The following is a 15,246-nucleotide window of genomic DNA, read 5'->3' on the forward strand; positions in this document are numbered from 1 at the left end:
CCGCCACACCGGCCGCGACTACCACCGGCCCCTACGAGCCCTCGGTCTCACGTGACGAACCCAGACAGATCTCGATCATGCAATGACCCTGGGTGATAGGGACTGGAAGCACTCGTGACGAATCGTCAATCCGGCTGCTGGCTGGATGTGTATACGAGGTCGAGTTTGAGTCCCAGTTACCGCAGTTGGCCGCGGTGCGGGTCAATAGTCTGGAAGTCGGCGCGGGGGTGGTGCGGATCTCCGCGCGGACTGGTGACGGCGTTCCGGCGTGGCCACGGTCATCGACCTCGCCTCGCGCCGCCTGGCCGACTGGGCGAGCGCGCAGCCAGCTCGGCAAAGTTCCGGAACACCGGCAAGGCCGCCCGAGTGCTCGGCCGGCAGCCCCGCGCCCCCTCGACGACCAACGTGGACACTGCGGAAACCTGTTCCGCCTCCGAGAGCGCCTGGCTGTGACGGGGGTGTAGTGCTCCGGTCTCGGTGCAGACTTTGGTGGGCACGAGGTTACCCAGCGGACGGAACTGCGGCTGGGGCGCGTGCAGGGCGGCGCGTGCGGCAGGGGGAGTCCAGCCGCGTGGTGGCCGCTGAGCAGCTCCAGGTGCAAGAAGAGGGCTTTCCAGTGAGGTTCGGCCGAGTGGCTCGTCCTGTGTGCCCGTGGGGCTGCGGATGGGGCAGTTCGAGGGCCTGTTGCGGTCCTGATGCCGGGCGTGCCCAGCCGGTGGCTGTTGCAGGGGTCCCGGGGCGATCGGCGCCAGCGGGCGAGGGCAGCACCGCCTGGTCATCCACGACAGCTTCGGTCGTTGAGTCTGATGTCGCAGAACCGCGACTTCCCACGCGCTTCACCCGGCTGACAATGCTTTACCTCCGGACCGGCTGCTTGCACGATCCAGCCGCGCCCCGGTGCTCGGGGCAGGCGAATGCGCAAATCTGCTGAGTCCGGTCGTCTACCGGATGATTGACGTCCACTCAGACGGCCGGTGCCCGCCGATGGGGGTGTATCGGTCGTGAAATCGTCGGCATCGCTGGTGGCCTAAGCTCGTGCGGAAATGTGGAGTGATCCGAATATCACCCTCAGTGCAATCCTGAAAGCTCACCAGGACGTCCGATCTCGGTTCGGTATCAAAAGAATTCTCATATTTGATCTTCGAATTGATCTTCTTTCATTCCGTCCGGCCGAGTGACGTTCTTCACGCGCTGTTCATTGTTCAAATAACCCAAATGGGCGTACGTTTAATTTACCGAATCAAACGGCGCAGTCGTTGTTCGGGGCCATCGAACGGTGTACGAATCAAGGAGTTTTGGACCATGAACAATGTAATGCGGCGCATCGCTACCGCGACCGCTTCTCTGGTAGTTGCCGGCGGCGCTCTTCTCGCTGCTGGAGGATCTGCATCGGCGGCGACTCTTCCCGCTGACGGGCACACGCGAGTTGCCGTGACCGTCAAGACTGACAGCCGAGACCACGGCCGCTACAACCACGACGACAGCCGCTATCGCGGGGACAGCAATCGCGGCTGGTACGTGCACGGCCACGACAAGTGCTACAGCAATGGCCACGGCGACTGGTACCGCTACGACGGGCACCGCATCGACCGCTGGGTCGCGGATCAGCGGGCGACCTTCGAGAACCAGTGCGGCTTCGGCCACCGGTACTTCGGTGACGACCACCGGTACTTCGGCAATGACGGGCACCGCAACCATGGCGAGCGCTCGCACCACGAGGACCGTCGCGACCACTGAGCGGGATCCTGGCTTCAGCCAGTGTCGGTGTCACGTCGGTCAGTGGGTCCGGCGTGACGCCGACAAGCTATTTCCCGGACGTATTCTTTTGTGTGCCGTTTTCCCGCTTGCCGGTAAATGTGAAACCATAAAAATGAAATCTTAAATATAAAGCGACCCGCACGAGGAGCCGCGCACGCTGCAGGAAAGGCCAGGCGTTTATGAATACCGCAATCAGTTGTGATCTCCTTCTGCGTATCGTTCTGTCGGACGATTCCTCACTTCCCATACCTGCGGGTCTGCGCTACGACACAGCCGATCCTTATGCCGTGCGCGTCACATTTTATACTTTCGATGAAATGGTCGAGTGGGTATTCGCCCGCGACCTCCTGGCGCAAGGCCTGTACCAACCCGCCGGAATAGGCGACGTAAGGATGTGGCCATCGAGCAGGCTTGGAGAAAGCAACGTCTGCCTTGCCCTTAGGTCGGGCGAGGAGGAGGCGTTGTTTGAAGCCTCGGCCCGCCCTCTGGAATTGTTCGTGAAGCGGATGGATGCAGCCGTACCACCGGGCACCGAGCATCGCCATGTCGATCTGGAAACCGAGCTCTCGCACCTCCTCCTCGGGAACTGAAGGAGCTCACAGGCTTAGCGCGACTGCCTACGCAGCCCGGCGAACACCCGCTCCACAGTGGTGACGTCGGGCAGCGGAGTCTGCGCTTCGATGAGCCGGTGGGTGGCCAGATCGAACAGCACGATGGGCTTGGTCCACGCCCGCTGGTACACCAAGCAGCGCCAGGTACCTATTGGCCGAACCCGAACAGCGGTGGCGCTGCAGGCTTTAAGGCCTGCTCCCGGTGCTTCCAGTGGCCTTGGAATTGCGCCGTGCCCTTTAAACTCATCGCCGCCCGGGTCGAGATGAACGGCCCAGGCAGTCCGCAGCATCCATCGGCGCGCCAGCGGGGATACGCGATGCCGAGGAGGGAATTGGCGTCCTCTTCGACATGCGGGTCGCCTTGCTGCCCGAGCGTCAGCAGGACCTGGACGACCTCGACACCATCTCCGGCATCGGCCGGCTCGCCGTCGAGATTCATCGCTGAGACCGGCAGGGACATGGCTGTGTTCGTCTGCGCACCACAACTCGCCTCCTGGATCGGCGTCTGCCCGGGCCGGAACGAGTTCGGCCGGGGTGAGCAGATCCAGACGCACCCGCCGCAACAGCAACCTCAAACGCCTACGCGAGGCTGCTGCCATGGCCACTATCAGAGACAAGACTTCCTACCCCGTCGCGCTCTTCCGCCGCATCTGCGCGGTGGAGGCGGCAAACGGGTCGCCGTCATGCACGAACTGGCCATGACTGTCCGGCACGTTCTGAGCGACAAGGTCCCCTGCCGCGGCTTCGAGGCCGACTGCATCGCCAAACGAGATCCCGAACGGGCCGGGCGCCGCATGACCCGCGAAGCCAACAGCCTCGGATTGACTATGCGTTTCTAACCGATCTCATCCGTCCGGCCTGGGCAGTTCACTCCACTCTCGTGTCAGCCCCAGCCCCGGCCCCGTGTCGGAACTGCGTATACGACGAGGTAAAGGGCGCTTTGAAAGCGTTAAGGGAACGTCAGACGCTTCGCCTTCGCGTGAGCGGCATGAGCAGGGCAGAAGTAGCCAGAACGAGGGAGCCCGGGGCCACGACGTTCAAGGCTCTGTCGACGTTGCCGTACAGGTGCAGATGCTACATGTGGTAGATCAGATGCAGCAATGTTGAAGGTGAGCCACACCAGCGCGGTGATCTGGACGGTCATGTCGTTGCGCACACAGCGCAGGGCGAACAGAGTCAGCACCGCCGGCGCCAAGAACATGGCGCCGGCGTCTTTGGACAGGTGCTCGTTGTACGGGCCCAGCTGTGGCAGCCAGCTGCGGCCGAATCCGGGAAAGCGGGCGTGCCAGTTGCGCGGAGCGAAATAGGCCCAGACGCCTGTGTAGGCGCCGGCCAGGGCGAGGACCCCAAGGAGGGCGCGGCGGAGGTTGATAGGCATACCTGTATGACGAGGTAGGGGCCACTTATGTGACAGCCCTTGCGGGCGGCGGTGCAGGACGCTCGAAGGAGGCTCCCGGTCCGGAAGGGATCGCATCAGGCGAGCGTCACATTCGGCACGGCTATGTCGTCGTACTGGTGTGACGAACAAATTGAGCAGCGCGGGCAAGCATGTCGTTGTGGTGGGTGCCGGCTATGCCGGTCTGCGGGCGGCCTTGCAGCTCGATCCGCAGGTCCGGGTCACTCTGATCGACCCGGCCGATCACTTCACCGAACGTGTCCGGCTGCATGAAACGGCCGCGGGCCGTCCGGACGTGACGCATCCCCTGCGTACTCTCCTGCAGTCCACCAATGTCACGCACCTTCGCGCACGGGTCACCCTCATCGACACCGGATCCGCCAGGGTGCACACCGAAGTCGGCCATACTCTGGACTACCACCGCCTGGTCTACGCCCTCGGCAGCCGCACCGCGGGGCTCGATGTGACGGGCACCTCGCCGGAGCGCGCCTACACAGCGGAATCAGCGGCAGAGCTCTACAAGCGTCTCCTGGACGGCTCCGGTGCGCTCACGGTGGTCGGGGGAGGGCTGACCGGTATTGAACTGGCCACGGAGCTGGCCGAGTCCCACCCGGGTTGGAAGGTACACCTGGCCACCGGTGGGGAGATCGCCCCCAGTGTCTCGGCGAAGGGACGTTCCCACATCCGTTCCGTTCTTATCGATCGGGGCGTACGCATCGAGGAAGGCCGACACGTCGGCAACCCTGACGATGTCGACACCGATGTCGTGGTCTGGTCCGCGTCCATGGTTCCGAACACCGAACTTGCCGTCGCGGCAGGCCTCTCCACCGACAACCGTCATCAGATCAGGGCCGACTCCGCGTTGCGTTCCCTGTCCCACCCCGAGGTGTATGTCGCAGGGGACGCCGCCGCCGTCGAGACTCCTTCCTCCGGGCCTATCCGAATGGCCTGCGCCACTGCCCTGCCGCTCGGGGCCCACGCGGCGAACTCCCTGGTACGAGACCTTCGCGGCCAGGAGCCGAAGCCATTCAGGTTCAGCTACCAGGGCCAGTGCATGAGCCTGGGCCGCCATAACGGCCTGATTCAGCTTGTCGGAAAGGACGACTCTCCCCGCGACCGCATTGTTACCGGCAAGCCCGCCGCCCTGATCAAGGAGCAGGTCGTACGCGGAACCGTCAGGACCATCCGCATGGACGCGCGCCACCCGCGAGCCTCCCGGCTCATTCCCGGTGCGAACTGACCGGCCCCTCAGGCGACCCGACACCGTGACCAGCACCCGGCCGCGCACAGGAGCGAAACCGATGAGCAGCACGCCTCGCCACTGCAGAGCACTCAGCGGCTCGACGACCGCAGCGCAGGCGACCCTTCTGCCGGGTCCGGCCCGACGCGCAATGGTGGCGCTGCCGGCCGAGGAGAGCCGGGTCGCGGAGGCCCGCCGCTTTGCCTCTCTCCTCCTGTCCCGCTGGGGCGTGGCCGAAGAGGACCGGTTCTCGGCAGTCCTCATCATCGGGGAACTGGCCGGCAACGCCGCCCAGCACGGACGCGCCGATATGACGGTCACGCTCACGCTGATCCGCCGGACCCTGTGCATTGAGGTCGTCGACTCCGGACTTCGCGTCGAGCGCATCTGCCCGCACTCTGCCGACCCCGAGGACGAGCGTGGCCGCGGCCTCGGCATGGTCGATCAAGTCGCGGAGCGGACCGAGATTGTGCAGGAGCAGAACTGTCGACGCGCACTGGCAGTTCTGCTCCTCGACGGTGCCTCCGTGCTCGAAGCGGCGTGACAGGGCCGCCGAGGCCCGGTGCACGCGTCGCGCAGAATCAGCGCGCGGACTCCCTCGAGGTCCGCTGCAGCCTGCGGCCCTCCTCCATGCTCACCGGCCGGAGGAACACATTCGGTCGACGCCGCAGGACCACCTCCAGGATCAAGCCTCGGAGACAGTCCGCCGGCCGACGAGCAGCCAGCCGATTACCCGGCCGAGGCTGCGTAACGAGCCACTAGCCCTTCACAGCCTCTACGGATCGGACAACAGCATGTTCCCGGCGCAACTCATCGGCACGATTGTCGGCGTAGTGCTGGGGTGCGCATCCATTGTGCTGGCACGCCGTGTGCGAGGTGAGAACTGGCTGTACTCGGCCTCGCTCATCCTGCTCCCGCTGATCTACTCCGGGTTCGCCCTCGCTGCAGGTGAAGGCCAGGTCGCCCTGCGCGAAATGCTGGTCGGGACACCATTCATCGTCGGCGGTGTCATATGCCTGGTCTTCGGGATTCCGCTGTCGGCACTCATTGTCGGCACGCTCTGGATCCTCCACGCCGTGTTCGATCTCATCCACGATGCCCTCTTCGTGAACACGGGCGTACCCGGCTGGTACCCCGTCTTCTGCGCAGCGATAGACCTCGTCGTCGGCGCCTACATCCTCCGGCTCGCACGGCGGCTGCCGCGAGCCGCGTTCCGCCAGGCAAGCCGAGCGAACGTCGGACCGGGAACGCAGTCGCAGTGATGCCCCCTGCAATCCGGTCCTGCCGGCCGTCGCAGCGATGCCGCGGCCGGCGGGCACGGGCGAGCGGGAGCGCCAGGTGTGGGGCCCGGTAGGTGACGGCGCTGGAGTCTTGTTCCGACATCAGGCGCAGCCGGTGCTGCTGTCTGCGACCACGCCAGCCTGCCCTGCGCCGCGATCACCGGCACATTCGGGCTCGGGCCGCAATCCGCTGAGTGTGCTTCGGAGTCGGCACGCAAGGCTCACACACCGGCACTGAGCGGCCCACGGACCGGCCGGCGGAGGGCGCGTGCGGGAGGATGCTGATGAAGCAGCCTGGGACAAGGCCACAGGGGCCCCGGGCTGATCTCACACCCACCACAACCCGTGCTGCCACCTGCGCACGCCACGGGCCAGCCACACCTTCAACTGTGAAGATCACCGTAAGAAGGTGACCCGAAGATCTCACAAACTCGGAGGCTGTCTCGTCATACAGGTATGGACAACACGAAGCAGCACAGAATCCTCATCCTCGGAGCGGGGTACGCGGGTGTCATGAGCGCCAACCGGCTGGCCGGGAAACTCGGTTCGCGGGTGGACATCACGCTGGTGAACCCGATCCCGGAATTTGTGGAGCGGATCCGGCTGCACGAGGTCGCGGCACGTATCGGCTCGGACTCCGCGACGCGTCATACGGTGAGGGAATTGCTTCATCCGGCCGTTCGGCTGCGGCTGGGAACGGCCACCCGCATCCGGCCCGGCGATCATGAGGTCGACTGCGCCGAACCCGGAAGGCAGAAGACGTGGACGCAAAGCTACGACGAACTGATCTACGCGATCGGAAGCGGCAGCCCGCGCGCAGCCGTTCCCGGAGCTTTCGAACACGCGCACGATGTGTCCGGCCTTGACAGGGCCCGCGCCCTCAGGACGGCGCTGGACGCATTGCCGTCGGGCAAGACCGTACTCATCGTCGGCGGCGGAACGACCGCCATCGAGACGGTGACCGAGCTCGCCGTCGCACGACCCGGACTCTCGCTGAAGATCGTCACCTCATCGGTGCTGGGTCCGACGCTGTCACCGAAAGCCCGCCGCTACCTGATGAACGCTCCCGCGATGAGGAACGTCGACACCATCGAGCAGACCAAGGTCGCCGAAGTCACCCCGGCAGGCATCGGCACCACGGACGGCCGGTCCATCCCTGCGGACTGCGTGATCTGGGCGGCTTCCTTCGCCGTTCCAGAAGTGGCGAAGGACAGCGGACTGGACGTCGACCGAGCCGGTCGCCTCACCGTCGACAGTCTCATGCGCTCCACTCAGCACCCCGACATCCTCGGGGCCGGTGACGGCGTCGTCATTGCCGGCCCCGAGGGCAGCACACTGCGCATGGCCTGTGGGACCGCGGTCCCACAGGGAGCGCACGCCGCAGCAACCATCATCGCCGGCCTGCGTGGCGAGACACCGAAACCGTTCGCGCTCGCCTACCTTGCGCTCAATATGAGCCTGGGCCCCAACGATGGGCTCGTTCAGCCCACCCGCGCCAACGACTCTCCTCGAGAAATCAGCTTCACTGGCCGGTTCGCCGGATGGGTGAACGAACTGAACAACCGCTACGCGCGCCTGATCCTGAGCTGGGAGCGTCAGCGGGCGGGGTCGTATCACTGGGCCAAGCCGCGCAAGAACGCCTCCACCCCCACGCAGCGGCAAGAGCATGCCCGGTCATGAGGCCGGGACGGGCCACGCCTGACGCCCTCGGTGCGATCATCGGTGAGCGTCGGACGCTGATCAATCTCGCCCACCGGCTGCTCGGTTCGGCCACCGAAGCCGAAGACGTCGTACAGGAGACCTACTCGCGCTGGTACGCGATGACGGAGGCGGAGCAGCACGACATCACCTCGCCCACAGGGTGGCTCGTTCGGGTGGCCGGCCGGATCTGCCTCGACCAGTTGAAATCGGCCCGCAGAAGCAGGGAACGCTACGTGGGCGACTGGCTTCCCGAGCCGCTCCCTGACCGGCCGAGGTGGAGCACGAGTTCACCGGAGGGCTCCACCGACCCGGCTGACCTCATCACGTTGGACGAGTCCGTCAGCATGGGCGTTCTTGTGGTGCTCGAAGCGCTCACCCCCGCCGAGCGGGTCGCTTTCGTCCTCCATGACGTCTTCGGCGTTCCTTTCGCGGAGATCGCCGAAACCGTCGGGCGGACCCCTGCGGCCTGCCGCCAGTTGGCAACCTCAGCCCGTCGGCATATCCGTACAGCGCCGCGGAACGCGGGCGATCCGGAACGTCACCACGACACCGTGTCGGCCTTCAGGCTCGCTTGCCGGAGCGGAGACCTCGGCGATCTCATCGGCCTGCTGGACCCGGATGTCATCGTGGAAACGGACGGCGGAGGGAAAGTCAGGACGGCTCTCCGTCCTATTTCTGGAGCAGAGAAAGTCGCACGCTTCTTCCGGGGTGCCCTGCGAAAAGAATTGAGAGTCACTGTCTCCGAAGAGAACGTCAACAGCAGTCCGGGTCTCGTCGTGCGGCTCGACGGCGTTACGATCGCTGTCATCGCCATCGAGTTCGACGGCGATACCATGGAGCACTTCTGGCTGATGATGAACCCGGAAAAACTCCATGCCTGGAATAAAATCCCGCATCAGTGAATTGAGATATCCAGAATTATCAGTCCTGGACGGAAATGTCCGGACGGCAATTCGATGTCTGACGCAGGGCCGCCCAGCGACGAGTTCAGCGCAGCTTGCGTGCCCTGAACTCGCTACTGGGCGGGAGGAGCGATCCACCAAGCCCGTCTACATGTGGAGGTGGCGGAGCTTCTCGGGATTGACCACTGCGTCGATCTCGGTGATGAAACCGTCGTGGACGGTGAAAGCAAGAACGACGGTCATACCCGTGTGGTCGATCATGACCAGGCCAGGCGCCCCGTTCACTTCGCGCCTGAGGATTCGCGTTGTCGAGAGATCGACCCATTGCATGACCCGCTCCACGAAGTGGGCGGTCTTCTCGCGGCCAACGACGGGCACCCGGGCCGCGGTGACGATTCCCCCGCCGTCCGACCGCCACACCACATCGGGGTCGAGGATTTTCAGCAACCGATCGAAATCGCCACCGGTGGACGCCGCCAGAAAGGCCTCCACCGCCCGCTGATGCTCACTGCGGTCGGTCGACCGGGTCGGGGCCTCCTCACGGACGCGGCGCCGCGCGCGGGAAGCCAACTGCCGTACGCCTGAAAGGGAGCGGCCCACCGTCTCGGCGATTTCCGCAAACGGCACCGCGAAGACGTCGTGCAGAATGAAGGCCGTTCGTTCGGCCGGCGTCAGCCGTTGAAGAACAGCGAGCATGGCAATGCTGACTGTGTCGTCCAGAGTCACCCTGTCCTCGGGCCCACCCTCGGTGACCAGCGGTTCCGGCAGCCACGGCCCGGCATAGATTTCACGGCGAGCGCGCGCCGAGCCGATCATGTCCAAACAGATTCGGGTCACCACTGTTCGGAGATATGGCCCGGTGTCCTCCACTGATCCGTCCGGCAGGCGCTCCCAGCGCAGCCACGCCTCCTGAAGGGCATCGTCGGCGTCCGCCACGGATCCGGTGATGCGATAGGAAATATCCCACAGGCGGCTGCGATGCTCTTCGAATTCCCTGTTACTAGCCACGAAATGACTCTCTCCTGTCGGACGGCCACGTACCGGCCCCGGCCGCGGGTTTCGCGGTTCATTCATCACGCAAGTGAAGAAAACCCGCGACCCCCGCGCCAACACGAGTAGGTGCGGACTCAATGCGGCCGGACTCGCGAGGAAGATTGCCGGTGGGGAGCTCCGTTATGAGTGAATCCCTGCCTGTGACTGGGCCGTGCTGTGGGCCATATCAGTGTACTCCCAAACCTTCACCACGAGGCCGTCCTTCGCCTCGACCCACAGAGCGTAGTAATTTTCGAAGGGTGCGCCGTTGGCGAATTTACCTGTCATCGTCCAACGTGCGGCGCCTAGATTTCCCTCGCTGATGGTGTCATGCACAACGGTGCGTACTGTGCCCGTTTGGTACAGCGTCGAGAAAACACGCTGAAGATTCTCGCGCATGGCCTCACGCCCATGGGTGACACTTTCCATGATTTCGGCGGGGATCGACGGAGTTATCCACCATGTTACGTCTTCCGAGATCAACGATGCGATCGTGTCCGGGTCGCCCGCTGCTTCCACGATCTTCGAGGCCAACTCACCGGCCAGAGGGGTGTGGGTGGGTGTTGCGTTCGTCATCTTCTGCGTCTTCCTTCTGGTAGTGCTTCGTGTTCGCGCGTTCCTGCTTCTCGTCCCGCACCCATCAGACGACGCAGCGCCGAAGAATGTGACAACCCTCTGCGAGGCACGCAGGGGAAGCGGGGGGCCGCTCTGTCATGGGGACACCGCCCTGTCACATTCGGGCGAGCTATGTCGTCCTGATTAGAGCGACGAACTGATCTGCCCCGCCTTTCGAGGGGGCAGTGCCCGGCCGGGGCAACGGGTCCCGGGCGAATCGCTTCTGGAGCCCCGGGAAAGCGGAGCTGCGAGTGAAAGGCGCCAACACATGTCTGAGGTCGCGATTGCACGTGGCGGCTTCGCGGGCGTCCGGGCCGCTGAGGATGCCGTCCACCAGCGCACAGAGGCCGACGACGCCACATCCGAACTGCGCGTGACGATGGCGAGCACCGGCGATGACCTGGTGATGCGTCCACCGCTCTACGAGACCGGGCCGGACCGGATGCGTGCCCCCCTCAGCCGTATCCTCAGCCCCATCGGCCTGCGCCGTAGCGTCGCGACCGTCACCGCCGAGAGTGAGGTACCCGTGGCCCGGCACGACAGAGGCGCCCAGGTACTGTCGTATCACCCGCTGGTCCTCGTCACCGCGGCGCTCGCCGAGGGTAGGGAGCGTCCTGTCACGCGGGGTCGTCTGCATGCCACCCCAGGGCGAGTTCGACAACACCAACATGGCCGCCGGCCTGTTGGGGCTCGAACCGGCCGGATTCGCCCCGGCCCCTGCTCGACCTGCTTGGAGCTGGGCCCGGCGGGTGCGGTCGCGCCCTCGGATGGGATCGCGTGGTCCAGAAGTCTGGCCAGGAGGCTAAGGGACTACAGGCAGGAGGTCGATTCAGCGTGTATCTACCCGCTGTTGACGAGGCCGAGACACTGACCGCTGCCCACTACGAGGTGCCCCGACCGGACCTCGCATTACACACACTGACCCACTGTGCGCACCACATCCCCTATGAGTTGAAGGATGCACGCCATGCTCCGCGTTGAGCCCCAGGTCCGCCTCGTCGCCCGCCCGCAGATCGACTACGGAGCGGTCTCCGACTATCTCGCGGAGGTGGGTGGGAGGGCGTGGCTGGAGCGACTGGACAGTGGCACACTGGATGACGCGCAGAATCTGGCCGAGTTCGCCGGGCGGGTGTGCTATCGGTCCTGGATCCCCGGTCTGAACCCCAATGTCACCCGGATCCGTACCGACCAGGAAGCGTATTTGCAAAACATCCTGGCCAGCGCCCACGGCTCGGTCCTGGAGCACGCCAACTTCTCCTTCATCCTGCACAATGTCAGCCGGGTAGTAACCCATGAGCTGGCTCGGCACCGCGCGGGCACGGCCGTCTCGCAGGAGTCTCTGCGCTTCGTACGGCTGGACGAACTCCCGTTCTGGTTTCCTGAATGGGCCGACCAGGACGCCGAGTTGATGGAGCGTGCCACTGCCTTGCTGGACCAGATGGAGGCCTTTCAGCTCTGGATGGCCAGTCACTTCGGCCTCGACTCCGGAACCGTCGGCTTCGGTGAGAAGAAGGAGAAGACCTCCTTCATGCGCAGGTTCGCCCCCGAAGGTGTCGCCACGGGGATGGTCTGGACGGCAAATATCCGTACGCTGCGCCACGTCATCGAGCAGCGCACCGCTCCAGGCGCGGAGGAGGAGATTCGTCTTCTCTTCGGAAAGGTCGGCGAGTTGATGGTCCGGGAAGCCCCCAGTCTGTTCGGTGACTACCGCGTCGAGGACGGGTCCTGGATACCCAGCTGGCGCAAGGTGTGACGCGAGCCCTCTGCCGGACAGACGCAGCTGGTGGACGGCGCGATTGACAAGCGCCGCCGCTGCGTCACCGGCGGCGTTCGGGCCAGGAACCGAGTCGGCCTCGGCACTGTGAACGATTTCCAACCGGGCTGTTCGCGGGGGTAGTCGGCGTGGGGACGGTGTGCTGGAAGAGGTGAAGCTCCTGGCAGACGGGTTGTCGACCGAGAGCAACCTGTCCGCCCGGAGCTTCGCCGGATGCCTCCGAGGATGCGCCTGTCTTTTAGGGCCCATCTGGCCTGCTCAGTGCCCGGCGTCGCGAGCGCGGCACCCAGTGGCGTCGGCTTCCAGCCAGCCGCCAAGGCCTGCTCGTCCTGGTCCACCTTCGCGGCGGACACACCTACGCCCAGCTTGCGGCCGACTTCGGCATCGGGACCACCACGCGATCGACCGGCCCACCGGGGACTGCGGTGCGCCGGAAGTCGAGGGCGGCCCGGTGGTCCGGCTGTCGCCATGGCGGCGCCCCGTTGATCACCCTGCCGCGGATCGTGGACTCACGGCTGCTCCACCGTCCGGTTGCCGCAGAAGGGTGCTGAGCGGGATCACTCCATCGCATGCGCAGAGATCCGGGTCTGCTGTGAGTGGAAAGCGGTGCGGTAGGCATGAGGGGAGGTGCCGGTCAGGCGGGCGAAGTGGTGGCGCAGCGTCGTGGGTGACCCGAAGCCCGCCAGGTCGGCCACGTGATCGATGGGGATGTCGGTGGTCTCCAGGAGTTGTTGGGCGCGGTGGACGCGGGCGCGCAGCAGCCACTGCAGGGGTGTGGTGCCGGTCTGTGCGCGGAAGCGCCGGTTCAGGCTGCGCACACTCATGGAGGAGTGTTCCGCGATCTCCTCCAGGGGCAGGGGACGGTGGAGGTTGCCTTCCATCCAGTGCAGGGTCGGTTGGAGGGAGGTGTCGTACACAGAGGGGCCGGCGTGCTCGATGAACTGGGCCTGTCCGCCGTCGCGTTGCAGGGGCATCACGGTGCGGCGGGCGGTCGCGGCGGCCAGGTCCGCGCCGAGGTCGCGGCCTACGAGGTGCAGGCACATGTCGAGCCCGGCGGCGATGCCCGCCGAGGTGATCAGGCTGCCGTTGTCGATGAACAGGACGGCCGGGTCGACGTCGATGTCAGGGTGGCGGCGGGCGAGCTCGTCGGCGTACTGCCAATGTGTGGTGGCCCGGAGTCCGTCGAGCAGACCCGTGGCGGCGAGGGTGAAGGCGCCGATGCACACAGAAGCCAGGCGGGCGCCGCGCAGGGCCGCCTCGGTCAAGACCCGCAGCACGGTGCTCGGGGGCGGTTCCAGAAAACCGGCGTGGCCGGGGATCACGATGGTGTCGGCCTCGGCGAGGGCCTCCAGGCCCCAGGGGGCGTCGAGGACGAAGGACCCGTGGTCGGCGGACGTGGTGACGGTACGGCGCTCGGCGCACACGCGTACCTCGTAGTACGGGCTGGACATGGCGAGGTTGGCGGTGCCGAAGACCTGGCCGGGCACCGACAGCTCGAAGGGCAGGACGCCGTCGAGTGCCAGGATCGCGATAACTTTCATGGCCAGAACTTAGCGGATACTGGCATTCTGGCCCATGGCCGCGGGGCGGCGGCGGTCGCAGGATCGGGAGACACCCCGATCCGAGTCAGGAGCACTCGCCATGGATCTCGCGCTGCCCACCCCTTATGCCGATTTCGAACTTCCGCTCACCGAGCTGACCGTCGGCGCCCTGCGGTTCGCCGAGGAGACCGAGCCCGGTGTCATCTACCGCCACAGCCTGCGCAGCTACCTCTTCGCCGCGGAACTGGCCGACGGCCGGGGGCTCAAGCCCGGCATCGACTACGACGACGAGCTGGTGTTCCTGAGCTGCGTCCTGCATGACCTGGGACTGTCCGAGAAGGGCAACGGGGACCAGCGGTTCGAGGTCGACGGCGCCGACCTCGCCGCACGGTTCCTGAGGGACCATGGGGCGGGCGAGGACACCGTCGCCGTGGTGTGGGACGCCGTCGCGTTGCACACCTCGGACGGGATCGCCGCGCGCAAGGGCCCGGAGGTCGCCCTCGCGCAGGCGGGAATCGGCCTCGACATCCTCGGCCGCGGCAAGGAAGAGCTCCGTCCGGGCTTCGCCGAGCGCATCCACACCGCCTTTCCACGCGAGGACCTCGGCTACGCGCTGACCGACATCGTCGCGGAACAGGCCCTGGCCAACCCCGCCAAGGCCGGCCCCATTGGCGGCTTCCCCGGTCAGGTGCTCCGCAGCCATCTGCCGTACGGAGAGCTGCCGGACTGGCACGACCTGATCGACCGCTCGGGCTGGGGCGACCGGCCGGCGGGCGTCCGTTCGGACGCTGCCATCGCCAGGGAACCCGGTGAGCTCTCCGGGCTCTTCGAACGGTGCCTGGAGGCCGGCGACCTGGAGGGCCTGGTCTCCCTGTACGAGCCTCAGGGCGTCTTCGTCCCCGATTCGAGCGGCACCGTGGCCACCGGCATCGCCGCCATCAAGGAGGCCCTGCGCCCCTATGTCGACAACGGCGCGCGCGTCACTCTCCAGCTCAGGAAGATCCACAGGGTGGGCGACATCGCAGTGCTCTCCTCGAGCGCCACGGTGACCGGCCTCGCCCCCGAGCCGGTGACGACCGACACCACCGAAGTTGTGCGCCGCCAGCTCGACGGCCGCTGGCTCTATGCGGTGGACGACCCGTTCTTCGGCGCGTAAGCCTTCCGGGCGGCGGCCGACCGTCTCGCCTCCGGCCCGCCACCCTCCCCGCCAGTGGTGTCCGCGGTGTTGTCTCCTAGCCTCGCCGTTTCGGTTGAGATGAGGCCGGAAGCGGGGAAGAAATACGAAAGTGCCTTCTGAGCTGCAATGCCGGTGAGTTAGCGCGTAGGTGCAGGTCAGGCACTTGATGGTGCGGGGTTTGGGTGGGAATATCCCCTGGTGACGTTGCGTAATCCGTCA

General features: G+C 65.8%; 16 protein-coding genes and 1 pseudogene. 11 read left to right on the forward strand and 6 right to left on the reverse strand.

The window, feature by feature from the left end; genetic code table 11:
- Positions 1 to 1,431: 1,431 nt before the first annotated feature.
- Positions 1,432 to 1,737: a hypothetical protein gene (locus tag ACGFU7_RS45550; protein WP_393704454.1), complete on the forward strand. Its 306-nt coding sequence runs from the start codon at positions 1,432 to 1,434 to the stop codon at positions 1,735 to 1,737.
- 200 nt (positions 1,738 to 1,937) lie between these two features.
- Complete coding sequence (locus tag ACGFU7_RS45555; protein WP_393704456.1) at positions 1,938 to 2,348, forward strand: SsgA family sporulation/cell division regulator; 411 nt, start codon at positions 1,938 to 1,940, stop codon at positions 2,346 to 2,348.
- Between the two features lie 14 nt (positions 2,349 to 2,362).
- On the opposite strand, the gene ACGFU7_RS45560 is transcribed toward ACGFU7_RS45555, so the two are convergent.
- Together ACGFU7_RS45560 and ACGFU7_RS45565 are read right to left on the reverse strand one after the other, a co-directional pair.
- The gene (locus ACGFU7_RS45560) at positions 2,363 to 2,503 is read right to left on the reverse strand and encodes a hypothetical protein (protein WP_393704458.1); all 141 of its coding nucleotides are present in this window, start codon (positions 2,501 to 2,503) and stop codon (positions 2,363 to 2,365) included.
- Positions 2,504 to 2,517: 14 nt separating this feature from the next.
- Positions 2,518 to 2,829 (reverse strand): hypothetical protein, encoded by a 312-nt coding sequence (locus ACGFU7_RS45565; protein ID WP_393704460.1) that lies wholly within the window; start codon positions 2,827 to 2,829, stop codon positions 2,518 to 2,520.
- A 223-nt stretch (positions 2,830 to 3,052) separates the two neighbouring features.
- On the opposite strand from ACGFU7_RS45565, the gene ACGFU7_RS45570 reads away from it, so the two are divergent.
- Entirely contained in the window at positions 3,053 to 3,208 is a 156-nt protein-coding gene (locus ACGFU7_RS45570; protein ID WP_393704462.1) for a hypothetical protein, read from the forward strand.
- Between the two features lie 110 nt (positions 3,209 to 3,318).
- On the opposite strand, the gene ACGFU7_RS45575 is transcribed toward ACGFU7_RS45570, so the two are convergent.
- A complete protein-coding gene (locus ACGFU7_RS45575; protein ID WP_393704463.1) occupies positions 3,319 to 3,747 on the reverse strand; it encodes a hypothetical protein in 429 nt (142 codons plus the stop codon).
- A gap of 139 nt (positions 3,748 to 3,886) precedes the next feature.
- Between ACGFU7_RS45575 and ACGFU7_RS45580 the strand changes: the two genes are divergently transcribed.
- The 5 genes from ACGFU7_RS45580 (at position 3,887) to sigJ (ACGFU7_RS45600) (ending at position 8,888) form a co-directional block, all read left to right on the forward strand.
- Positions 3,887 to 5,005: an NAD(P)/FAD-dependent oxidoreductase gene (locus ACGFU7_RS45580; RefSeq protein WP_393704465.1), complete on the forward strand. Its 1,119-nt coding sequence runs from the start codon at positions 3,887 to 3,889 to the stop codon at positions 5,003 to 5,005.
- A 61-nt stretch (positions 5,006 to 5,066) separates the two neighbouring features.
- A complete protein-coding gene (locus ACGFU7_RS45585; RefSeq protein WP_393704467.1) occupies positions 5,067 to 5,549 on the forward strand; it encodes an ATP-binding protein in 483 nt (160 codons plus the stop codon).
- Between the two features lie 250 nt (positions 5,550 to 5,799).
- Positions 5,800 to 6,267, forward strand: a complete 468-nt coding sequence (locus ACGFU7_RS45590) for a hypothetical protein (RefSeq protein ID WP_393704469.1) — start codon at positions 5,800 to 5,802, stop codon at positions 6,265 to 6,267.
- A 474-nt stretch (positions 6,268 to 6,741) separates the two neighbouring features.
- Positions 6,742 to 7,965: an NAD(P)/FAD-dependent oxidoreductase gene (locus ACGFU7_RS45595; protein WP_393704471.1), complete on the forward strand. Its 1,224-nt coding sequence runs from the start codon at positions 6,742 to 6,744 to the stop codon at positions 7,963 to 7,965.
- On the forward strand, positions 7,962 to 8,888 hold the full coding sequence (gene sigJ / locus ACGFU7_RS45600; protein WP_393704473.1) for an RNA polymerase sigma factor SigJ: 927 nt from the start codon (positions 7,962 to 7,964) through the stop codon (positions 8,886 to 8,888). Before ACGFU7_RS45595 ends, sigJ (ACGFU7_RS45600) begins: the two co-directional genes overlap by 4 nt.
- Before the next feature lie 147 nt (positions 8,889 to 9,035).
- Here the strand turns inward: sigJ (ACGFU7_RS45600) and sigJ (ACGFU7_RS45605) are convergent, their stop codons facing one another.
- Entirely contained in the window at positions 9,036 to 9,896 is an 861-nt protein-coding gene (sigJ, locus tag ACGFU7_RS45605; RefSeq protein WP_393704475.1) for an RNA polymerase sigma factor SigJ, read from the reverse strand.
- A gap of 165 nt (positions 9,897 to 10,061) precedes the next feature.
- A complete protein-coding gene (locus ACGFU7_RS45610; protein ID WP_393704477.1) occupies positions 10,062 to 10,496 on the reverse strand; it encodes a nuclear transport factor 2 family protein in 435 nt (144 codons plus the stop codon).
- Between the two features lie 1,006 nt (positions 10,497 to 11,502).
- Between ACGFU7_RS45610 and thyX the strand changes: the two genes are divergently transcribed.
- Entirely contained in the window at positions 11,503 to 12,288 is a 786-nt protein-coding gene (gene thyX, locus ACGFU7_RS45615; protein WP_393704478.1) for an FAD-dependent thymidylate synthase, read from the forward strand.
- Positions 12,289 to 12,563: 275 nt separating this feature from the next.
- Positions 12,564 to 12,707, forward strand: a pseudogene (locus ACGFU7_RS45620) (transposase family protein); the annotation flags it as partial.
- Between the two features lie 159 nt (positions 12,708 to 12,866).
- On the opposite strand, the gene ACGFU7_RS45625 reads toward ACGFU7_RS45620, so the two are convergent.
- The gene (locus tag ACGFU7_RS45625) at positions 12,867 to 13,850 is read right to left on the reverse strand and encodes a GlxA family transcriptional regulator (RefSeq protein WP_393704480.1); all 984 of its coding nucleotides are present in this window, start codon (positions 13,848 to 13,850) and stop codon (positions 12,867 to 12,869) included.
- A gap of 100 nt (positions 13,851 to 13,950) precedes the next feature.
- Here ACGFU7_RS45625 and ACGFU7_RS45630 point away from each other — a divergent pair, with 100 nt between their 5' ends.
- Entirely contained in the window at positions 13,951 to 15,006 is a 1,056-nt protein-coding gene (locus tag ACGFU7_RS45630) for a nuclear transport factor 2 family protein (RefSeq protein WP_393704482.1), read from the forward strand.
- Positions 15,007 to 15,246 lie beyond the last annotated feature (240 nt).

Origin of the sequence: Streptomyces sp. NPDC048473 (genome assembly GCF_043200155.1) — a bacterium.
Classification (GTDB): Bacteria; Actinomycetota; Actinomycetes; order Streptomycetales; family Streptomycetaceae; genus Streptomyces.

Bases quoted from the DNA above. Each gene is read 5' to 3' on its own strand.
- ACGFU7_RS45555 (WP_393704456.1), top strand. From the start codon at position 1,938: ATGAATACCGCAATCAGTTGTGATCTCCTTCTGCGTATCGTTCTGTCG.
- ACGFU7_RS45565 (WP_393704460.1), bottom strand. From the start codon at position 2,829: ATGTCCCTGCCGGTCTCAGCGATGAATCTCGACGGCGAGCCGGCCGAT.
- ACGFU7_RS45570 (WP_393704462.1), top strand. From the start codon at position 3,053: ATGCACGAACTGGCCATGACTGTCCGGCACGTTCTGAGCGACAAGGTC.
- ACGFU7_RS45575 (WP_393704463.1), bottom strand. From the start codon at position 3,747: ATGCCTATCAACCTCCGCCGCGCCCTCCTTGGGGTCCTCGCCCTGGCC.
- ACGFU7_RS45585 (WP_393704467.1), top strand. From the start codon at position 5,067: ATGAGCAGCACGCCTCGCCACTGCAGAGCACTCAGCGGCTCGACGACC.
- ACGFU7_RS45590 (WP_393704469.1), top strand. From the start codon at position 5,800: ATGTTCCCGGCGCAACTCATCGGCACGATTGTCGGCGTAGTGCTGGGG.
- ACGFU7_RS45595 (WP_393704471.1), top strand. From the start codon at position 6,742: ATGGACAACACGAAGCAGCACAGAATCCTCATCCTCGGAGCGGGGTAC.
- sigJ (WP_393704473.1), top strand. From the start codon at position 7,962: ATGAGGCCGGGACGGGCCACGCCTGACGCCCTCGGTGCGATCATCGGT.
- ACGFU7_RS45610 (WP_393704477.1), bottom strand. From the start codon at position 10,496: ATGACGAACGCAACACCCACCCACACCCCTCTGGCCGGTGAGTTGGCC.
- thyX (WP_393704478.1), top strand. From the start codon at position 11,503: ATGCTCCGCGTTGAGCCCCAGGTCCGCCTCGTCGCCCGCCCGCAGATC.
- ACGFU7_RS45625 (WP_393704480.1), bottom strand. From the start codon at position 13,850: ATGAAAGTTATCGCGATCCTGGCACTCGACGGCGTCCTGCCCTTCGAG.
- ACGFU7_RS45630 (WP_393704482.1), top strand. From the start codon at position 13,951: ATGGATCTCGCGCTGCCCACCCCTTATGCCGATTTCGAACTTCCGCTC.